Consider the following 17758-nt stretch of genomic DNA (forward strand, 5'->3'; position numbering starts at 1 on the left):
CACCATGACACGCACTGACCAAGACACTTGGGACCTGGCCTCCAGCGTCGGCGCCACGGCCACGATGGTCGCCGCTGCCCGGGCGCTGGCCAGCGAGGGCACCGACCCGATCATCGACGACCCGTTCGCGGCGCCGCTGGTGCGGGCCGTGGGCCTGGAGTTCTTCCGCCGCCTGGTGGACGGCGACGTGGCTCCCGCCGATGCCCGCGACGGCGAACGGGACCTGCAGCTGGAAACGGATTCGATCGCCGTGCGCACCCGCTTCTTCGACGACTTCTTTCTCAACGCCGCCCGCGACGGCATCCGGCAGTCGGTGATCCTGGCCGCCGGCCTGGACGCCCGCGCGTACCGGCTGGGCTGGCCGCCCGGCAGCGTGGTCTACGAGGTCGATCAGCCCAAGGTCGTCGAGTTCAAGACCGCCGCCATGACGCGGCTGGGTGCCACCCCCACCGCCGACCGGCGCACCGTCAGCGTCGACCTGCGCGACGATTGGCCGGACGCATTGCGGCACAGCGGGTTCGACACGGCGCAGCCGACGTCGTGGAGCGCCGAGGGCCTGCTGATGTACCTGCCGCCGGAGGCCCAGGACCGGCTGTTCGACAACATCACCGAGCTCAGCGCGCCCGGAAGCATGTTGGCCACGGAGTTCCACGGCGACTCCGGTCGGACGATGACCGAACGCGCGCAGCAGTTCAACGAGCGGTGGGCCAACCTGGGCTGCGACATCGACCTGTCGGGGCTGTTCTTCGACGGCGAGCGCAGCAATGTCGTGGACTACCTGACGGGCCGGGGCTGGCAGGTCAGCACCCGGGAGCGGCGGGAGTACTTCGCCGATTACGGCCTCGTCTTCCCGGACGACGAGACGTCGCAGCTGCGCAACATCGTCGCGGTCACCGCGACGCTGAGCTGAACCCCGGAGCGGCTACGGCTTTGCCGTGGCTTCGGCGGGCTTGGCGGCCGGCGCCCGCACCACCATCGGCACGGCGGGGAAGCACCAGGCCATCTCGGTGCGCGACTTGCGCAGCGCGGCGGTGCCGTAACCCTTCTTGCGGTGCCCGGGGTGGATCCAGATCCGCACGTTGACCTCGCCGCCCAGCAGCTCGCCGAACACCATCCCCACCTTTTCGCCCGAGTCGACCGCGACGAACCAGGCGGCCTCCTCGTCGTCGAGGCGTCCGAGCGCCGCGCTGATCTCGTCGTCGAGGTTGCCGGCCGGTCCGCCGGAGCCGTCGCCGGCGGCGCCCATGTCCTCGGTGCGGGCGGCGAAGATGTCGCGGTCCTTCTCGGCGGAGAACGGCCGCAGCTCGAGGGTCTCCCCCGAGCTGGCCGGGCGCTCACCGAGGGTGAAGCTGAGTTGTTTGTTCAGGTCCTCGAGTTCGGCCAGGATCTTGCGGCGCGAGTCGATGGTGAGCTGATCGAAGGACATACCCATCACCGCTTCGGCGGCGACATGAGAGGTGTCGAGCAGGCGGACGATCGCCTCGACCGCGGCCGCCTTGTTCTCCGATTCCACCACGACATCGGCGATTTCGTGCCGCCGCTCAAGGGCTTTCAACAGGGCGTCGGCGATTTCGCGGCGGGCGGCTTTGCGGTCGTGGTCGGTCATTGCACCAGCCTAAAACGCCGGGGGAGGTAGCGCGCTACATCTGCGGTTTCCCAGCTCCAGGAATCGCTGGTAGCGGCCCTCGATCGCGGCCGCCCAACCGGGGTCGGGTTCGACGACGCGTTCGGTGCGCGCCCATCGGGCCGCGTCGGCGATCGCGGTCTCCAGGCCGACCGCCATGCGCGCGAGGAAGGCAGCACCCAGCGCCGCGCCCTCGGGCACCCCGGACACCTCGACCGGCCGCCCGGTGGCGTCGGCGATCGCCTGCATCCACGGCCCGATCCGGGTGCCGCCGCCCGTGGCGACGATGCGGGCCACCGGCGCCCCGCTCAGTTCGATGAGCTGGCGCACCACGAAGCCCGACGCCTCGTACGCGGCCCGGCGCAGCGCGGCGGCGTCATGGGTGAGGTCCACGGCATCCAGCGTCGCCCGGCGATCGGGGTCGTGGAACGGGGTGCGCTCCCCGCGGATGTAGGGCGACCACACCGGCACCCGCCCGGGCCGGGCGGCGGCAGGGTCGCCGGCCGCAACCACGCGGTCCACCCAGCCGAGGAACAGCCCGCCGGCGTTGCTGGCCCCGCCGATCTGGCTCTTGCCCGCGGCGGTGTGGGGGATCGTCCACAGGCCGGGCACCTGCCGGGCCTCTCCGAGGGTGGTCCACACGATCAACGTGGTGCCGCACAGCACCAGCACGTCGCCCTCGCGGTCCGCGCCGGCCACGATCTGCTCGCACAGGGCATCGATCGCGCCGACCGCCAGCGCGGTGCCGCGGCCGCGCACCTGCCCCGCGGCGGCCCCCATGCTCTCGACCCGCGGCATCTGGTCGGGCCGCGCGCCGCGTTCGGCGCACGCCTCGGGACTCCAGCCCGTGCCGTCGAACAGCGGATACGCGGTCGCGGCGGTGGCGAAGTCGATCACCGGCTCGTCGCCCAGCGCGTGGTTGGCCACCGCCGGCGCCGGCCAGTAACCGGCCGCGTCAGGGGCCCGCGCCGCGGTCCAGCGCAGGAATTCGGCGGCCTCGCCCAGGGCCGGCAGCGGCTGCGCCTGCTGATCCGGCGTTCGGCCGCGCTCGTCTCCGTACAGCAGCCCCGGCGTGACCGGCACCCCCGCCGCGTCGACGGCCGTCAGCGACGGCACCATCGCCGACACGGCCACCGCGCGCACGTCCGGCCCGCCCAGCCTTTCCAGGGCCGCCACCGGTCCCCGCCGCCACGCCTCGTCGGCGTCGTGCTCGAGCCGGTTCGGCGCCGGCACCCGCAGCTGATGCGGGATCCGCACCCGCGCCGTCACCCGGCCGTCCGCGTCCGCGGCGACCGCCTTGACCGCGGTGCTGCCGACGTCGATGCCGATTGTGACGTCTTCGCGTGACACGGGCGTCACCGTACGCCAGCATTGGGGTTCGTGACGTCAAGACCGCGCGCCCTGGTGACCGCCCCCCTGCGGGGGCCGGGTTTCGCCAAGCTCCGCGAGCTGGCCGACGTGGTCTACGACCCCTGGATCGAGCAGAGCCCGCTGCGGATCTACAGCGCCGAGCAACTGGCCGACCGCATCGCCGCGGAAGGCGCCGATGTCGTTGTGGTGGAAAGCGACTCGGTGGCCGGGCCGGTGTTCGAGCGGGGGCTGCGGGTGATCGCATCCACCCGCGGGGACCCCAACAACGTCGACGTCGCCGGGGCCACCGCGGCCGGTGTCCCGGTGCTGAACACGCCGGGCCGCAACGCCGACGCGGTCGCCGAGATGACGGTGGCCCTGCTGCTCGCCGCCACCCGCGGGCTGCTGCCCGCGGACGCGGATGTCCGCAGCGGCAACGTCTTTCGCGACGGCACCATCCCCTATCAGCGGTTCCGCAGCTGGGAGATCGCCGGGCGCACCGCCGGGTTGGTGGGCCTGGGTGCCGTCGGCCGGGCCACCGCGTGGCGGCTGGCCGGGCTGGGCATGCGCGTCATCGCCCACGATCCGTACAACGACGACGCGCGGCACGGCCTCGACGAGCTGCTGGGTGAGGCGGATGTCGTCTCCCTGCACGCGCCCGTCACCGACGACACCGTCGGCATGATCGGGGCGCCGCAGTTCGCCGCCATGCGCGACGGCGCGGTCTTCCTCAACACCGCCCGCGCCCAGCTGCACGACACCGAGGCGCTCGTCGAGGCGCTGCGCGGGGGCAAGGTGGCCGCCGCCGGATTGGACCACTTCGTCGGCGAATGGCTGCCCACCGACCACCCTCTGGTCGGGATGCCCAACGTCGTGTTGACGCCCCACATCGGCGGCGCCACGTGGAACACCGAGGCGCGGCAGGCGCAAATGGTGGCCGACGACCTCGAAGCGCTGCTGGCCGGTGATCCGCCCGCCCACATCGTCAACCCGGAGGTGCTGGTCTCATGAAATCGGTCCCCCACCCCGAGACCGCGGTGCTGGACGCGGCCAAGGACATGCTGCGCCGGGGCCTCGTCGAGGGAACCGCCGGCAACATCTCCGCGCGGCGCTCCGACGGGAACATCGTCATCACGCCGTCGTCGGTCGACTACCGCGACATGCAGCTCGACGACCTCGTTCTGGTCGATCCGGACGGCGCCGTGCTGCACGCGGCGGACGGCCGCTCGCCGTCGTCGGAGATGCAGCTGCACCTGGCCTGCTACCGCGCGTTCGACGACGTCGGCAGCGTCATCCACAGCCATCCGGTGTGGGCGACCATGTTCGCGGTTGCGCACCAACCGATCCCGGCCTGCATCGACGAGTTCGCCGTCTACTGCGGCGGCGACGTCCGGTGCACCGAGTACGCCGCCTCCGGCACGCCCGACGTCGGCGCCAACGCGGTCAAGGCGCTCGACGGCCGGGGCGCCGCGTTGATCGCCAACCACGGCCTGGTGGCCGTGGGCCCGCGGCCGGACAAGGTGCTGCACATCACCGCACTGGTGGAGCGCACCGCCCAGATCGTCTGGGGTGCAAGGGCGCTCGGCGGCGCGGTGCCCATCCCCGAGGACGTGAACCGCAACTTCGCCGGCGTCTACGGCTACCTGCGGGCGAACGCCTGATGCGCCCCGTCCGGTTCGGTGACGCGCGCGTGACGCGGGTAGTCGAACTCCAATTCGACCTCGGAGCACAATTTTTCCCGCACACCCCGCCATCGGGTTGGCGGGACAACGCGGACCTGTTGGTGCCGGACTTCTTCGACCCCTCGACCGATCAGTGGCACATCGCGATCCAGAGCTGGGTGATCGAGGTCGACGGGCTGACCGTCGTGGTGGACACCGGTGTCGGCAATGACCGCCCGCGTCCCCACATGCCGCCCCTGGACCACCTCAACACCGGGTTCCTGGCCGCGCTCGGGTCGGCGGGCGTCGACCGCGCCGCCGTGGACGTGGTGGTGAACACCCACATCCACTCCGACCACGTCGGGTGGAACACCATGCTTGAGAACGGCACGTGGGTGCCGACGTTTCCCAACGCCCGATACCTGTTGCCCGCCGGCGACTTTCACTTCTTCGCGCCCGACGGCCCCGCGGCGCGGCGGACGCCGCGCACCGACGAGGAAGCGGCGCAGCAGCGAGGCGACGGGCTGGTGTTCGCCGACAGCGTGGCGCCCATCGACGCGGCGGGCCAGCTCGTCCAATGGTCGGATGACTATCAGATCAGCCGGTCGCTGCGGCTGCGGCCCGCCCCCGGGCACACCCCCGGCTCCTCGGTGCTGTGGCTGGATGCGGGCGAGCCGGCGGTCTTCGTGGGCGACCTGACCCACAGCCCGCTGCAACTCCGCCGCCCCGCCGACGCCTGCGCCTTCGATGTCGACGCGCCGGCCGCCGCGGCGACCCGCCGCCGGATCTTCACCGAGGCGGTCCGGGCGAAGGCGGCCGTCCTCCCCGCGCACTACCCCGGCTGCGGCGGTGCGACGATCCGCGCCGAGGAGGACCGGTTCGACGTCGACCACTGGCTGGACTTCGAATCCCTCTGACGCGTGCGGCATCCCGCCCGCTACGTGGCGCCCCGCCACTGGCGCGGCGAGGCGCCGTGCGCCCGGCTGAACAGCCGGCTGAAATAGCCGGGATCGAGCATCCCGACCCGCCTGGCGACCTCCCGGATGGGCAGGTCGGTGTCGGCCAGCAACCCGCGGGCCGCGGCCATCCGGCGCTCAGTGATCCACTCGCCCACGGTGCGTCCGGTGCGGCGCCGCACGACGGTGGTCAGGTGTCCGGGGGTGACGCCGAGCTCGTCGGCGACATCGCGTAGCGACAACGGCCCGGTGTGGCGCCGGTCGATCGCATCGAACACCGCGGCCAGCACAGGTTCGCCGGCGCGCTGCAGCTCGGCCACCGCCGGTCCCGCCAGCCGCGCGAGATCGATCAGCAGCAGCGTCAGATGCGCCAGGGCCGCCTGCCGATAACCGTCCTGCCGCGCGAGCAGCTCGGCTTCGATCGACCTGATCGCCGCGTCCCATGCCGGCCGTCGCGCAGCGGGCACCTCCAGCCGCAGGATCCCGCCCGCGCGCCCGTGCAGGAAGGGGAACAGCAGCGGGTGCCCTCCCCACGCCGGCCAGGGCGATCGCCCGTCCTCGCCCAGCGCCGCGGGGTCGAAGAACACCGCGACACCGTCGTCGCGGCCCTCCAGCCGCCCCGGGTCGAGCACCTGACCCGGAGCCGCCACGTAGACGAGCGAGGCCGAGGGCAGGTACCAGAGCGCCGGAAAGTCGTGGATGTGGCGACCGCGCTCGACGAAATCCTCGGGACCCGACCGCACCACCGACACCGGGGGCGTATCCGGATCCGTGCGGTACGCATAGATCGGCACGCCCGCCCTGCGCCGGACCATCCGAGTCGGTCGCGTCATGCCGCCAAAAATAGTCCCACTTTGACCGATGATCAGCCAATTCCTGAGCTTGCCAGCGGTTCACCATGGGTGATGTGACGAAACATCATCCACATGACTACCTGCCCGCCGCCGGCCACGACGCGCTGCTGCCGGCCTACGACCTGATGTCACGCCTGATGGGCATGCGAACGGCCTACGACACCCTCATCGCGCAGGCCGAGCTCGCCGATTGCCGTCGGATCCTTGAAATCGGCTGCGGTACAGGAAACCTGATCATCCGTGCCAAACGCGCCCATCCCCGCGTGGAGGCGATCGGATGCGATCCCGACCCGCGCGCTCTGCGCCGCGCGCGGCGAAAGTCGGTAAAGCTGAGCGGCATTCGCTTCGACCAGGGCTACGCGCAACGACTCCCCTACGCCGACGGCGAATTCGACCGGGTGCTGTCATCGATGATGCTGCACCATCTCGACGACGACGCGAAAACCGCCGCGGCAGCCGAGGTCTTCCGCGTCCTTCGCCCCGGCGGCCGGCTGCACCTGGTTGACATCGGCGGTGACCTGACCGCCGCCGATGGCCTGGGCGCACGACTCATCCTGCGCAGCCACCACGCGGCCGGCAACCTCGGCGACGCCATCCCGCGACTGCTGACGGCGGCGGGATTCGATTGCACCCAGGTCGCCACGCACCGGCAGCGCGTCGTCGGACGACTCACCTACTATCGCGCCACCCGGCCCGCCTGACGCGGGTCGCGTTCAGCGCGCCATCAGCCCAGCTTGCCGCCAACCGGTGCAGGCGTACAGTGGGAGAAGCTTGTTAAATTGGCTAAATATTAGCCTTGCTACTCCTGAAGAGGGGCGAACATGACTTCCACCAGGTATGAGGGCGACACCTGGGACCTGGCATCCAGCGTCGGGGTGACCGCGACGATGGTCGCCGCCGCCCGCGCCGTCGCCACCCGCGCCGAGCGTCCGCTGATCAACGACCCGTTCGCCGAGCCGCTGGTGCGGGCCGTCGGCGTGGACCTGCTCACCCGGCTGGCGACCGGCGAGGTGAACCCCGACGAGCTCAACGACGCGCACGACGGCGCGACCGGGTCCACCGGCGCGATGTCCCGGATGGCCGACAACATGGCGGTCCGCACCAGGTTCTTCGACGAGTTCTTCCTCAACGCGACGCGCGCGGGAATCACGCAGGCGGTGATCCTGGCCTCGGGGCTGGACGCCCGCGCCTACCGGCTGGCGTGGCCCCCCGGGACGGTCGTGTACGAGGTCGACCAGCCGCAGGTCATCGACTTCAAGTCGCGCACCCTGGCCGAGTTGGGCGCCACGCCGACCGCCGACCGGCGCGTGGTGGCCGTCGACCTGCGTGACGACTGGCCCGCCGCGTTGCGGGCAGCCGGCTTCGACCCGGCCCAGCCGGCCGCCTGGAGCGCCGAGGGCCTGCTCGGCTATCTGCCCCCGGAAGCGCAGGACCGCCTGCTGGACACCATCACCGAACTCAGCGCGCCGGGCAGCCGGTTGGCCGTGGAAAGCGCGCCCAACCCCGAGCCCGGTGACGAGGACAAGATGAAGGAACGCATGCAGCAAATCTCCGAACGCTGGCGTGCGCACGGCTTCGACCTCGACATGGCGGGGCTGGTCTACTTCGGGGACCGCAACGAGGCGGCCCCGTACCTGCGCGACCGGGGCTGGGCGCTGGACGGCGTCACCATCCGGGAGTTGTTCTCGGCCAACGGGCTTCCCCCGCTCGGGGACGATGACATGCGCATGGGTGAAATGCTCTACGTCAGCGGCACTTTGGACAAGAAATAGGAGCCATTGTATGACTGTGGAATCGGGACGCACGGAAGGCGACAGCTGGGGACCCGGGCACAGCGTGGGAGCGACGGCCACCATGGTGGCGGCGTCCCGCGCGGTGGCCTCGCAGGGGCCCGACGCGCTGCTCGACGACCCGCTGGCCGAGCCGCTGGTGCGCGCCGTTGGCCTGGAGCCTTTCATCCGCATCGTGGACGGGCAGGTCGATTTCGAGGACGACCCGCTGTTCAACCGCAAGGCCCGGGCCGAGCAGATCACGGTTCGTACCCGGTTTTTCGACGACTTCTTCACCGGCGCCGCCAAAGATGGTGTGCGGCAGGCGGTGATCCTGGCCTCCGGCCTGGACACCCGCGCCTACCGGCTGCCGTGGCCGGCGGGCACCGTCGTCTACGAGATCGATCAGCCGCAGGTCATCGCGTTCAAGACCGACACGCTGGCCGGGCTCGGCGCCGCCCCCACTGCCGAGCGCCGCGCGATCGCCATCGATCTGCGCGACGACTGGCCGGCCGCGTTGCGCGAAGGCGGGTTCGACGTGACACAGCCGACCACGTGGAGCGCGGAAGGGCTGCTGCCCTACCTGCCGCCCGAGGCCCAGGACCGGCTGTTCGACAACATCACCGGGCTCAGCGCGCCGGGCAGCCGACTGGCCACCGAGCATGTGCCGGACCCCAATGCGTTCTCCGACGAGCGGTTGCAGCGCATCAGCGAACGATGGCAGCGCTTCGGCTTCAACCTCAACGCGGCCGACCTGTTCTACCGCGGGGAACGCAACGTCGTCGCCGACTACCTGACCGAGCACGGCTGGCGGGTGACCGCGCACCCGGCCCGGGAGTTGTACGCCCGGAACGGGTTCGAATTCCCCGAGGACGAGATGGCGGCCACCTTCGGCGAGTTGAGCTACGTCGCCGCGACACTGGCGTAGCGGATTGACTAGGGTTTCGCCTATGTCACGCGCTCACGACGACGAGTGGGATCTGGCGTCCAGTGTGGGCGCGACGGCGACCATGGTGGCCGCCGGACGCGCCATGGCGACGAGGGATCCCCGCGGCCTGATCCACGACCCGTTCGCCGAACCGCTGGTGCGCGCGGTGGGGGTGGACTTCTTCACCAAGATGATGGACGGCGAGCTCGACCTCGCCGCGATCGAGAACGTCTCGACGGTCCGCATGCAGGCGATGGTCGACGGAATGGCCGTGCGCACCAAGTACTTCGACGACTACTTCGTCAAGGCGACGGAGGGCGGGATCCGGCAGGTGGTGATCCTTGCCTCGGGGCTGGACTCCCGGGCCTACCGGTTGCCGTGGCCGGACGGCACGGTGGTCTACGAGATCGACCAGCCCCGGGTGATCGAGTTCAAGACCGCCGCGTTGACCGGCATCGGCGCCGAACCGACGGCGACGCGGCGCACCGTGCCGATCGATCTGCGCGCCGACTGGCCCGCCGCGCTGACCGCGGCCGGGTTCGACACGACGGCGCCGACCGCGTGGCTGGCCGAGGGTCTGCTGATCTACCTGCCGCCGGAGGCCCAGGACCGGCTGTTCGACAACATCACCGCGCTCAGCGCCCCCGGCAGCGCGATCGCCACCGAATTCGTGCCCGGCATCGTCGATTTCGACGCCGACAAGGTGCGGGAGATGTCGGGTTCCTTCCGCGAGCACGGCGTGGACATCGACATGGCGTCACTGGTCTACGCCGGTGAACGCAACCATGTCGTGGACTACCTGCGGTCCAAGCACTGGGACGTCGAAGGCACGACCCGCACGGAACTGTTTGCGCGCCAGGGCATCGACGTGCCCGCCCCGGAAAACGACGACCCGCTCGGCGAGATCATCTTCATCAGCGGCGGGCTCACCGGCTAGTTCGTCAAAACCGCGACTGTCCCGCCCATAACACGGCGGCGCCGCCCAGGGACTGTTCGACGTTGTCCAGGATGCCGGCGGCCGCGCGCCCGAGCAGGGCGGCCAGCGCGTCCGGCAACGACGCGGCGGCCGGTTGCGACGAGGCCCGGGGCCGCACCATGTCCCGCAGCGAGGACCCCGGGTAGCTGACGACGCGGACTTCGCCGTCCTCGTCCAGCCCGGCCAGCACCTTGGCCCGGCGCACCGCGGCGCGGAAACCGCCGAGTTCGTCGACCAGCCCGTGCTCGAGGGCGTCGGCTCCGGTCCAGATGCGGCCCTGCGCAACGCGATCGACGGCATCGGCGGTCAGGTTGCGCGCCTCGGCGACCCGCCGCACGAAGTCCGTGTAGAACAGGTCCGCCTCGGCTTCCCGGTGGGCCTGCTGCTCCGGGGTGAAGGGCGCGTCGATCGACCACGCGTCGGCGTTGGCGTTGGTGCGCACGGTGTCCGACCCGACCCCCAGCCGCTCCAGCAGGTCCCGGATCACCAGCTTGCCGGTGATCACCCCGATGGACCCGGTGACGGTTGCCGGGTTGGCGACGATCACGTCGGCCCCCATCGAGACGTAGTAACCGCCGGAAGCGGCGACCGCACCCATGGAGGCCACCACCGGCTTGCCCCGCTTACGCGCCCTGGTCACCTCGCGCCAGATGCTTTCCGACGCGGTGATCGTGCCGCCGGGGCTGTTGACGCGCAACACGATCGCGGACACCGACTCGTCGGCGGCGGCCTCCCGCAGCGCCGCCCCAATGGTGTCGCCGCCGGCGGTGGTGGCGCCGAACGGCAGGAACCCCGGACCACCGCGTCCGTCGACGATCATGCCGTCGAGGGTGACGACCGCCAGCGTCGGCTTGGGCCGCCGGCCGGGAACCGGTGGCTTGGGTGCGGCCAGGCGGGGGCGGGCTGCACCGGCATAGCGCGACAAGTACAGCCGCGGCGGGTCGGTGTCATCGGAAACGTCTTTCACGCCAACCATTTCCGCTATCCGGGCGTATGCCTCGTCGCGGAATCCGATCCGGTCGAGCAGGCCGGCGGCCGCGGCGTCGTCGCGCAACAGCGGGGCGCGGTCGGCCAGCGCGTCGAGCGTCGCGGGGTCGAGCTTGCGCGAGTCGGCAATCGCCCGCCAGGCCTGCTCCTGCAGGCTTTCCAGCATCCGGGTGACCGCCTCGCGGTGGGCGGCGGTGAAGCCGTTCTCGGTGAAACGGTTTGCCCAGGACTTGTATTGGCCGCGGGCGACGAATTGCGGTTCGATGCCGGCCTTGTCGAACGCGTCGCGCAGGAAGGTGGCGTTGCTGGCGAAGCCGATCAACCCGACGCTGCCCGACGGCTGCATCCAGACCTCGCCGAACGCCGAGGCCAGGTAGTAGGACAGCGTGCCCGGGTAGGTCTCGGCCCACGCCAGCGACGGCTTGGCGGCGCTGAACGCCGCGACGGCCTCGCGCAGTTCCTGCACCGCGGCCGGCGCGGACGCCGCCAGTTGCACCCGGGCGATCAGCCCGGCGACCCGCTGGTCCTCGGCCGCCCGGTGGATGGCGGCGACCGCGTCGCGCAGCGCCATCGGTTTCCCGCCGGTGAAGATCGCCAACGGGTCGAAGCCGGTCGCCTCCGGCGGCGCCGAACGCAGGTCGAGCTCGAGCACACAGCCGTTGGGGACGCCGCGGTGGCGGGCGGTGTCGACGCGTTCGGCCAGCGCGCGGACGTCGTCGACCCCGGGAATCGAGGGCAGGAAGGCGAACATGTCTGCAGCGTACCGACACCGCCCCCGTACGGTGGTGGGGTGAGGTTCTCCATCGCCATCCCCCAACTCGACTACGACCGGTTCGACGCCGAAGGGTTGCGCGACTATCTCGTTCGCGCCGAGGAGCTCGGCTTCGAGGGCGGCTGGGTGCTCGAACAGATCATCGGGGAGGCGCCGCTGCTGGCCCCGCTGGAGCTGCTGGCCTACTGCGCGGCCTGCACCGAGCGCCTGCGGCTCGGGGTGGCCGTCCTGGTGACGTCACTGCACGACCCGCTGCAGTTGGCCTCGTCCGTCACCGCCGTCGACCGGCTCAGCCACGGCCGGCTGGACGTCGGCGTCGGGACCGGCGGCGGCTTCCGCAGGTTCACCGCGTTCGGCGTCGAAAAGTCCACGTACATCTCGTATTTCACCGAGGGACTGGAATTGATGAAGGCCGCCTGGTCCGACGAACCGCGGATCACCTTCCACGGCCGGTTCCGCGACGTCGACGACCTGCCCATCCAACCCAAACCGGTGCAGCGGCCCCATCCGCCCATCTGGTTCGGTGGCCTTGCCCCCAAGGCCCTGGCCCGGGCCGTGCGCCACGGCGACTCGTTCCTGGGCGCCGGCTCCTCGACCACCGAGGCCTTCGCCGGAGCGGTCACCGTGGTGCGCCGCGAACTCGACGAACAGCGAAAGGACGCGGCGCATTTCACCATCGGCAAACGGGTCTACCTGATGGTCGACGACGACGCGGCCCGGGCCCGCGAGCGGGTGCTCGCCGGGCTGCGCCGGATCTACGGCAGGATGCCGGGCGTCGAAGACGTTCCGGTGTCCGGCACGCCCGACGACGTCGCACGCGGGCTGCAGGAGGTGATCGACGCGGGCGCGCAGTACCTGCTGCTCAATCCCGTCGGCATCGACGTACCCGAGAACCGCGAGCAGATGGAACGCCTTGCCGCGGAAGTGATTCCGCGGCTGGGTTGATCACAGCTCGGTGGCCGAGCCGCCCGCGGCGGTGATCTTCTCGCGGGCGCTGCCGCTGAACTTGTGCGCGGTCAGGTCGACCTTGACGGTCAGCTTGCCGTCGCCGAGAACCTTGACCAACGCGTTCTTGCGAACAGCGCCCTTGGCCACCAGGTCGTCGACGCCGACGGAGCCGCCCTGCGGGAACAGCCGGTTGATGTCGCCGACGTTGACGATCTCGTACTCGGTGCGGAACCGGTTGCGGAATCCCTTGAGCTTGGGCAGCCGCATGTGGATCGGCATCTGCCCACCCTCGAAGGTGGCCGGCACGTTCTTGCGGGCCTTGGTGCCCTTGGTGCCGCGGCCGGCGGTCTTGCCCTTCGAGCCCTCACCGCGACCGACGCGGGTCCGGGCGGTCTTCGACCCCGGGGCCGGCTTCAGGTCGTGCAGCTTGATGGTCACTTGGCCTCCTCCACGACCACGAGGTGGTTGACCACCGCGATCAGGCCGCGGGTCTGTGGGTTGTCCTCACGGACCACCGAGTGGCGGATCCGTCGCAGGCCCAGGGTGCGCAGGGTCTCCCGCTGCTTCCAGCGGGCCCCGATGGTGCTGCGCACCTGGGTGATCTTCAGTTGGCTCATTGCGGTGCCGTTCCCTCTCGCGCGGCACTGGCGGCCAGCGCTTCACTTTCCCGCCGCGCCTTCAACATTCCGGCGGGGGCGACGTCCTCGATGGGCAGCCCGCGCCGGGCCGCCACCTCCTCGGGACGCTGCAGCAGCTTGAGCGCGGTGACGGTGGCGTGCACCACGTTGATCGCGTTGTCGCTGCCCAATGACTTGGCCAGGATGTCGCGCACCCCGGCGCATTCCAGCACCGCACGCGCCGCGCCGCCGGCGATGACGCCGGTACCGGGGCTGGCCGGACGGAGCAGCACCACACCGGCGGCCGCTTCGCCCTGCACCGGGTGCGTGATGGTGCCGCCGATCAGCGGCACGCGGAAGAAGCCCTTGCGCGCCTCTTCCACGCCCTTGGCGATGGCGGCCGGAACTTCCTTGGCCTTGCCGTAGCCGACGCCCACCATGCCGTTGCCGTCGCCGACGATGACCAACGCGGTGAAGCTGAAGCGCCGACCACCCTTGACCACCTTGGAGACACGGTTGATGGCGACGACCCGCTCGAGGTAGTTGCTCTTGTCGCCGTCGCGGTCGCGGCCACGACCGCGGTCACTGTCGCGCCGACCGCGGCTGTCGCGGTCACCGCGCGAGTCGCGGCTGTCTGGGGCGCCTTGTCCGCCGGCCGACTGTTCCGCCATTATGCGGTCCTTCCAGTCTTGTTCGAGGTCTCGATCATCTAGAAACTCAATCCGTTCTCGCGTGCGGCATCGGCCAGCGCCGCGATCCGTCCGCCGTAGGTGTAGCCGCCGCGGTCGAACACCGCGGTGTCGATACCGGCGGCCTTGGCACGCTCGGCGATCAACTGGCCCACCCGCACGCTGCGGGCCTTCTTGTCCCCCTGCAGGCCGCGCACGTCATCCTCGATGGACGACGCGGCGGCCACCGTGGTGCCGTTCTGGTCGTTGACCAGCTGCACGTGGATGTGCCGCGAGGACCGGTTGACGACCAGGCGTGGACGCTCCGGGGTGCCCTCGATCTTCTTGCGCAGCCGTGCGTGCCGACGCAGCCGGGAGACCCGGCGAGTCGCGGATACGCTGTTCCCCACCGGCTTTCGCGCGGCGTTGTCAGCTTGTTTTTGCGCCATGACTACTTACCTGTCTTTCCGACCTTGCGGCGGATCTGCTCGCCCTCGTAGCGCACGCCCTTGCCCTTGTACGGGTCGGGACGGCGCAGGCGGCGGATGTTCGCCGAGATCTGGCCGACCTTCTGCTTGTCGATCCCGGAGATCGAGAACTTCGTCGGGGACTGGACCGCGAACGTGATGCCCTCGGGCGCCTCGATGACCACCGGGTGGCTGTATCCCAGCGCGAACTCCAGGTTGGCGCCCTTGAGCTGCACGCGGTAACCGACCCCGAAGATCTCCATCTTGGTGGTGTAACCCTCGGTCACGCCGGTGACCAGATTGGAGACCAGGGTGCGCGACAGCCCGTGCAGCGAGCGGTTGCGCCGCTCGTCGTTCGGGCGGGCGACCACGATCGCGCCGTCCTCGTTGCGCGCCACCGTGATCGGTTCGGCCACCGTCAGGTTAAGGCTGCCCTTGGGGCCCTTCACCGAGACGTTCTGGCCCTCGATCGTTACGTCGACTCCGGAGGGAACCGGAACCGGCTGCTTACCAATACGCGACATGTCTATTCCCTCACCACACGTATGCGAGGACTTCGCCGCCCACGCCCTGTCTGGCTGCCTGGCGGTCGGTCAACAGGCCCGAGGAGGTCGAGATGATCGCCACACCCAGGCCGCCGAGCACGCGCGGCAGGTTGGTGGATTTCGCATACACCCGAAGACCGGGCTTGGACACTCGCCGCAATCCGGCGATGCTGCGCTCCCGGCTGGGGCCGTACTTGAGCTGGACGACCAGCGACTTGCCGACCCGGGCGTCTTCCGTCCGGTAGTCGGTGATGTAGCCCTCGGCCTTGAGGATCTGGGCGATGTTCGCCTTGATCTTCGAGTGCGGCAACGTCACCTCGTCGTGATACGCCGAATTGGCGTTGCGCAGACGTGTCAAAAAGTCTGCGATCGGGTCCGTCATAGTCATGACAGGCGTGTCACCTTCCTCGCGGCGGTTCCCGTCCCGGGCCTACCGCGCAACTGTTTGGGGCTCGTTACCAACTGCTCTTTTGCACGCCGGGCAGCTCGCCCGCGTGCGCCATCTCGCGCAGACAGATCCTGCACAGCCCGAATTTGCGGAAGACCGCGCGCGGGCGACCGCACTTGTTGCAGCGCGTGTAACCGCGCACCGCGAACTTCGGCTTACGTGCGGCCTTGTTGACCAGTGCCTTCTTCGCCATCTGCTCAGTTCTCCTTGAAGGGAAAGCCGAGGGCCCGCAACAGCGCTCGTCCTTCGTCGTCGGTCGTCGCCGAGGTGACGACGTTGATGTCCATGCCGCGGACCCGGTCGATCTTGTCCACGTCGATCTCGTGGAACACCGACTGCTCGGCCAGCCCGAAGGTGTAGTTGCCGACACCGTCGAACTGCTTGGGCGACAGGCCGCGGAAGTCGCGGATACGCGGCAGCGCGATCGAGGTGAGGCGGTCCAGGAACTCCCACATCCGGTCCCCGCGCAGGGTGACCCGGGCGCCGATCGGCATGCCCTCGCGCAGCTTGAACTGGGCGATGGACTTGCGCGCCCGGCGGATCTCCGGCCGTTGCCCGGTGATCAGCGCCAGATCGTTGACCGCGCCGTTGATCAGCTTCGCGTCCCGAGCCGCATCGCCGACGCCCATGTTGACGACGACCTTGGTCACCGTCGGGATCTGCATGACGTTCCCGTAGCCGAACTGCTGCTGCAGCGAATCACGAATCTCGTTGCGGTAGCGCTCTTTCAGACGCGGCTGCACCTTCTCAGTTGTGGTCATGCTAGATGTCCTTGCCGTTGCGCTTGGAGATGCGGACCCGCTTGCCGGTCTCCTCGTCGACCCGGTAGCCGACGCGGGCGGGCTTGCCGTCCGAGTCCACGACCATCACGTTCGAGACGTGGATCGGGGCTTCCTGGGTGACGATGCCGCCGGACTGGGCTCCGCGCTGGTTGCTCGAGATCGCGGTGTGCTTCTTGATCCGGTTGACGCCCTCGACCAGCACCCGGTCACGCTCGGGGTAGGCCTGCAGCACCTTGCCCTTGGCACCCTTGTCCTTGCCGGCGATGACCAGGACGGTGTCGCCTTTGCGGACCTTCATCTACAACACCTCCGGGGCAAGCGAGATGATCTTCATGAACCGCTTCTCACGCAGCTCGCGGCCGACGGGCCCGAAGATGCGGGTGCCGCGCGGGTCGTTGTCGGGCTTGATGATCACCGCGGCGTTCTCGTCGAACTTGATGTAGCTGCCGTCCGGGCGGCGGCGCTCCTTGACCGTGCGCACCACGACGGCCTTGACGACATCCCCACGCTTGACGTTGCCGCCGGGGATGGCGTCCTTGACGGTGGCGACGATGACATCACCGATGCCGGCGTAGCGTCGCGACGAACCACCGAGCACCCGGATGCACAAGATCTCCTTGGCGCCGGTGTTGTCGGCGACCTTCAGCCGCGATTCCTGCTGAATCACTCGATCTCCTGACCTGGTTGCGTGTGCACGGCAGGAGGCAAGCCACAGCCCACCGAATAACCTGACATGCGCGGTCTTTGTCACCGAAGGGCACGCGGGGCCGATTTGCACCGGCCGAGGTCTGCCCAAGGCAACCCCTAGAGTCTAGGGGACGACCAGCTCAGAGCCAAATTCACGGCCCAGGCGGCATCGCGGCGGGTTTAGCGAGCGGTTTCCCCGATTCTTCGGATATCGCCGAGGTGGTGCACGCCTTCGTGCATGGCCTGCCGCACGAGCCAGCGGGCGGTGCGCTCCTCACCCGGCAACCGGGTTGCCGTGCGGTCCCAGCCGTGATCTTTGATGCGCGCGACTTCGTCGCGGAAGCCCGTTACGGCGGCCGCCAGCTCATCGAGCGTGGCATCGATGTCGCAATCGTTGTACCGGAAGCGGCGGGCCCGCAGATCGTTGAACATCGGCTCGAAGGCGGGCTGGTGCTCCGTGCGGACGCGGTAGAGCCGGATCGTGAAGCTGACGTAGACGTCGCGCACGTGACAGAGATACTCGGCGACCGACCACGCCTCGGGACTGGGCCTCACCCGTCGCAGCTCAGGCGGGATCGCGGAGACCGCCTCCCGGACGGCGCCGGGCAGAACGGCGATGACGCCGACCGCGTCGTCGACCCGGGTATCCGGATAGCTCACCCCACAGGCGGCGCAGACGTAGTCTTCGCCGGCCAACGGGGGCAGTGGAGCGGGCATGA

Annotated in this window: 24 protein-coding genes; 9 read left to right on the forward strand and 15 right to left on the reverse strand. The window is 70.0% G+C overall.

What is annotated here, in order from left to right:
• The first annotated feature begins 4 nt into the window (after positions 1-4).
• Positions 5-910 (forward strand): class I SAM-dependent methyltransferase, encoded by a 906-nt coding sequence (locus U8D42_RS17520; RefSeq protein ID WP_322859517.1) that lies wholly within the window; start codon positions 5-7, stop codon positions 908-910.
• A 12-nt stretch (positions 911-922) separates the two neighbouring features.
• Here U8D42_RS17520 and U8D42_RS17525 read toward each other — a convergent pair whose 3' ends face one another.
• Positions 923-1606, reverse strand: a complete 684-nt coding sequence (locus U8D42_RS17525) for a GNAT family N-acetyltransferase (protein WP_085240497.1) — start codon at positions 1604-1606, stop codon at positions 923-925.
• Positions 1607-1615: 9 nt separating this feature from the next.
• Positions 1616-2974, reverse strand: coding sequence for a xylulokinase (locus tag U8D42_RS17530; RefSeq protein ID WP_322859516.1), 1359 nt, complete (start codon positions 2972-2974; stop codon positions 1616-1618).
• Between the two features lie 30 nt (positions 2975-3004).
• Here U8D42_RS17530 and U8D42_RS17535 point away from each other — a divergent pair, with 30 nt between their 5' ends.
• Genes U8D42_RS17535 through U8D42_RS17545 form a run of 3 tightly spaced genes read left to right on the forward strand, consistent with a single transcriptional unit; the run spans position 3005 to position 5552 of the window.
• Complete coding sequence (locus U8D42_RS17535) at positions 3005-3985, forward strand: NAD(P)-dependent oxidoreductase (protein WP_322859515.1); 981 nt, start codon at positions 3005-3007, stop codon at positions 3983-3985.
• A complete protein-coding gene (locus U8D42_RS17540) occupies positions 3982-4635 on the forward strand; it encodes an L-fuculose-phosphate aldolase (protein WP_322859514.1) in 654 nt (217 codons plus the stop codon). Before U8D42_RS17535 ends, U8D42_RS17540 begins: the two co-directional genes overlap by 4 nt.
• Positions 4635-5552 (forward strand): MBL fold metallo-hydrolase, encoded by a 918-nt coding sequence (locus U8D42_RS17545; protein ID WP_322859513.1) that lies wholly within the window; start codon positions 4635-4637, stop codon positions 5550-5552. Before U8D42_RS17540 ends, U8D42_RS17545 begins: the two co-directional genes overlap by 1 nt.
• Positions 5553-5572: 20 nt before the next feature.
• Here the strand turns inward: U8D42_RS17545 and U8D42_RS17550 are convergent, their stop codons facing one another.
• Positions 5573-6424: a helix-turn-helix transcriptional regulator gene (locus U8D42_RS17550; RefSeq protein WP_322859512.1), complete on the reverse strand. Its 852-nt coding sequence runs from the start codon at positions 6422-6424 to the stop codon at positions 5573-5575.
• Between the two features lie 74 nt (positions 6425-6498).
• Here U8D42_RS17550 and U8D42_RS17555 point away from each other — a divergent pair, with 74 nt between their 5' ends.
• The 4 genes from U8D42_RS17555 (at position 6499) to U8D42_RS17570 (ending at position 10079) form a co-directional block, all read left to right on the forward strand.
• Positions 6499-7146 carry a class I SAM-dependent methyltransferase gene (locus tag U8D42_RS17555; protein WP_431523783.1) on the forward strand — a complete coding sequence of 216 codons (648 nt, stop codon included), beginning with the start codon at positions 6499-6501 and terminating at the stop codon, positions 7144-7146.
• A 120-nt stretch (positions 7147-7266) separates the two neighbouring features.
• Positions 7267-8217 (forward strand): class I SAM-dependent methyltransferase, encoded by a 951-nt coding sequence (locus U8D42_RS17560; RefSeq protein ID WP_322859510.1) that lies wholly within the window; start codon positions 7267-7269, stop codon positions 8215-8217.
• Positions 8218-8227: 10 nt separating this feature from the next.
• Positions 8228-9142, forward strand: coding sequence for a class I SAM-dependent methyltransferase (locus U8D42_RS17565; RefSeq protein WP_431523784.1), 915 nt, complete (start codon positions 8228-8230; stop codon positions 9140-9142).
• 22 nt (positions 9143-9164) lie between these two features.
• Complete coding sequence (locus U8D42_RS17570; protein WP_322859509.1) at positions 9165-10079, forward strand: class I SAM-dependent methyltransferase; 915 nt, start codon at positions 9165-9167, stop codon at positions 10077-10079.
• Between the two features lie 4 nt (positions 10080-10083).
• On the opposite strand, the gene sppA is transcribed toward U8D42_RS17570, so the two are convergent.
• On the reverse strand, positions 10084-11856 hold the full coding sequence (sppA, locus tag U8D42_RS17575) for a signal peptide peptidase SppA (protein WP_085240507.1): 1773 nt from the start codon (positions 11854-11856) through the stop codon (positions 10084-10086).
• A gap of 39 nt (positions 11857-11895) precedes the next feature.
• On the opposite strand from sppA, the gene U8D42_RS17580 reads away from it, so the two are divergent.
• A complete protein-coding gene (locus U8D42_RS17580; protein ID WP_322859508.1) occupies positions 11896-12822 on the forward strand; it encodes an LLM class flavin-dependent oxidoreductase in 927 nt (308 codons plus the stop codon).
• Here the strand turns inward: U8D42_RS17580 and rplO are convergent, their stop codons facing one another.
• From rplO to U8D42_RS17635, 11 genes are all read right to left on the reverse strand, one after another.
• On the reverse strand, positions 12823-13263 hold the full coding sequence (gene rplO, locus U8D42_RS17585; RefSeq protein WP_322859507.1) for a 50S ribosomal protein L15: 441 nt from the start codon (positions 13261-13263) through the stop codon (positions 12823-12825). It abuts the gene before it with no gap.
• Positions 13260-13442 (reverse strand): 50S ribosomal protein L30, encoded by a 183-nt coding sequence (gene rpmD, locus U8D42_RS17590; protein WP_068051429.1) that lies wholly within the window; start codon positions 13440-13442, stop codon positions 13260-13262. Before rpmD ends, rplO begins: the two co-directional genes overlap by 4 nt.
• Positions 13439-14113, reverse strand: coding sequence for a 30S ribosomal protein S5 (rpsE, locus tag U8D42_RS17595; RefSeq protein ID WP_085240510.1), 675 nt, complete (start codon positions 14111-14113; stop codon positions 13439-13441). Before rpsE ends, rpmD begins: the two co-directional genes overlap by 4 nt.
• 38 nt (positions 14114-14151) lie before the next feature.
• Complete coding sequence (rplR, locus tag U8D42_RS17600) at positions 14152-14520, reverse strand: 50S ribosomal protein L18 (protein WP_085240612.1); 369 nt, start codon at positions 14518-14520, stop codon at positions 14152-14154.
• Positions 14521-14561: 41 nt separating this feature from the next.
• Positions 14562-15101: a 50S ribosomal protein L6 gene (gene rplF / locus U8D42_RS17605; RefSeq protein ID WP_083174725.1), complete on the reverse strand. Its 540-nt coding sequence runs from the start codon at positions 15099-15101 to the stop codon at positions 14562-14564.
• 10 nt (positions 15102-15111) lie between these two features.
• Positions 15112-15510, reverse strand: coding sequence for a 30S ribosomal protein S8 (gene rpsH / locus U8D42_RS17610; protein WP_055401845.1), 399 nt, complete (start codon positions 15508-15510; stop codon positions 15112-15114).
• 67 nt (positions 15511-15577) lie between these two features.
• Positions 15578-15763 carry a type Z 30S ribosomal protein S14 gene (locus U8D42_RS17615; RefSeq protein ID WP_003873499.1) on the reverse strand — a complete coding sequence of 62 codons (186 nt, stop codon included), beginning with the start codon at positions 15761-15763 and terminating at the stop codon, positions 15578-15580.
• A 4-nt stretch (positions 15764-15767) separates the two neighbouring features.
• Positions 15768-16331 (reverse strand): 50S ribosomal protein L5, encoded by a 564-nt coding sequence (gene rplE / locus U8D42_RS17620; RefSeq protein WP_065441097.1) that lies wholly within the window; start codon positions 16329-16331, stop codon positions 15768-15770.
• A 1-nt stretch (position 16332) separates the two neighbouring features.
• Positions 16333-16650 carry a 50S ribosomal protein L24 gene (gene rplX, locus U8D42_RS17625; RefSeq protein WP_085240511.1) on the reverse strand — a complete coding sequence of 106 codons (318 nt, stop codon included), beginning with the start codon at positions 16648-16650 and terminating at the stop codon, positions 16333-16335.
• Positions 16651-17019, reverse strand: a complete 369-nt coding sequence (gene rplN, locus U8D42_RS17630; RefSeq protein ID WP_003403649.1) for a 50S ribosomal protein L14 — start codon at positions 17017-17019, stop codon at positions 16651-16653.
• 200 nt (positions 17020-17219) lie between these two features.
• Positions 17220-17735: a DinB family protein gene (locus U8D42_RS17635; RefSeq protein ID WP_322859506.1), complete on the reverse strand. Its 516-nt coding sequence runs from the start codon at positions 17733-17735 to the stop codon at positions 17220-17222.
• Positions 17736-17758 lie beyond the last annotated feature (23 nt).

This window comes from Mycobacterium europaeum (assembly GCF_034555895.2).
In the GTDB taxonomy this organism is placed as follows: Bacteria; Actinomycetota; Actinomycetes; order Mycobacteriales; family Mycobacteriaceae; genus Mycobacterium; species Mycobacterium europaeum.

Coding starts and splice junctions, on each gene's coding strand:
- U8D42_RS17520 (WP_322859517.1), top strand. CDS start 5: ATGACACGCACTGACCAAGACACTTGGGACCTGGCCTCCAGCGTCGGC.
- U8D42_RS17525 (WP_085240497.1), bottom strand. CDS start 1,606: ATGACCGACCACGACCGCAAAGCCGCCCGCCGCGAAATCGCCGACGCC.
- U8D42_RS17540 (WP_322859514.1), top strand. CDS start 3,982: ATGAAATCGGTCCCCCACCCCGAGACCGCGGTGCTGGACGCGGCCAAG.
- U8D42_RS17545 (WP_322859513.1), top strand. CDS start 4,635: ATGCGCCCCGTCCGGTTCGGTGACGCGCGCGTGACGCGGGTAGTCGAA.
- U8D42_RS17550 (WP_322859512.1), bottom strand. CDS start 6,424: ATGACGCGACCGACTCGGATGGTCCGGCGCAGGGCGGGCGTGCCGATC.
- U8D42_RS17560 (WP_322859510.1), top strand. CDS start 7,267: ATGACTTCCACCAGGTATGAGGGCGACACCTGGGACCTGGCATCCAGC.
- U8D42_RS17565 (WP_431523784.1), top strand. CDS start 8,228: ATGACTGTGGAATCGGGACGCACGGAAGGCGACAGCTGGGGACCCGGG.
- U8D42_RS17570 (WP_322859509.1), top strand. CDS start 9,165: ATGTCACGCGCTCACGACGACGAGTGGGATCTGGCGTCCAGTGTGGGC.
- sppA (WP_085240507.1), bottom strand. CDS start 11,856: ATGTTCGCCTTCCTGCCCTCGATTCCCGGGGTCGACGACGTCCGCGCG.
- rpmD (WP_068051429.1), bottom strand. CDS start 13,442: ATGAGCCAACTGAAGATCACCCAGGTGCGCAGCACCATCGGGGCCCGC.
- rpsE (WP_085240510.1), bottom strand. CDS start 14,113: ATGGCGGAACAGTCGGCCGGCGGACAAGGCGCCCCAGACAGCCGCGAC.
- rplF (WP_083174725.1), bottom strand. CDS start 15,101: ATGTCGCGTATTGGTAAGCAGCCGGTTCCGGTTCCCTCCGGAGTCGAC.
- rpsH (WP_055401845.1), bottom strand. CDS start 15,510: ATGACTATGACGGACCCGATCGCAGACTTTTTGACACGTCTGCGCAAC.
- U8D42_RS17615 (WP_003873499.1), bottom strand. CDS start 15,763: ATGGCGAAGAAGGCACTGGTCAACAAGGCCGCACGTAAGCCGAAGTTC.
- rplE (WP_065441097.1), bottom strand. CDS start 16,331: ATGACCACAACTGAGAAGGTGCAGCCGCGTCTGAAAGAGCGCTACCGC.
- rplX (WP_085240511.1), bottom strand. CDS start 16,650: ATGAAGGTCCGCAAAGGCGACACCGTCCTGGTCATCGCCGGCAAGGAC.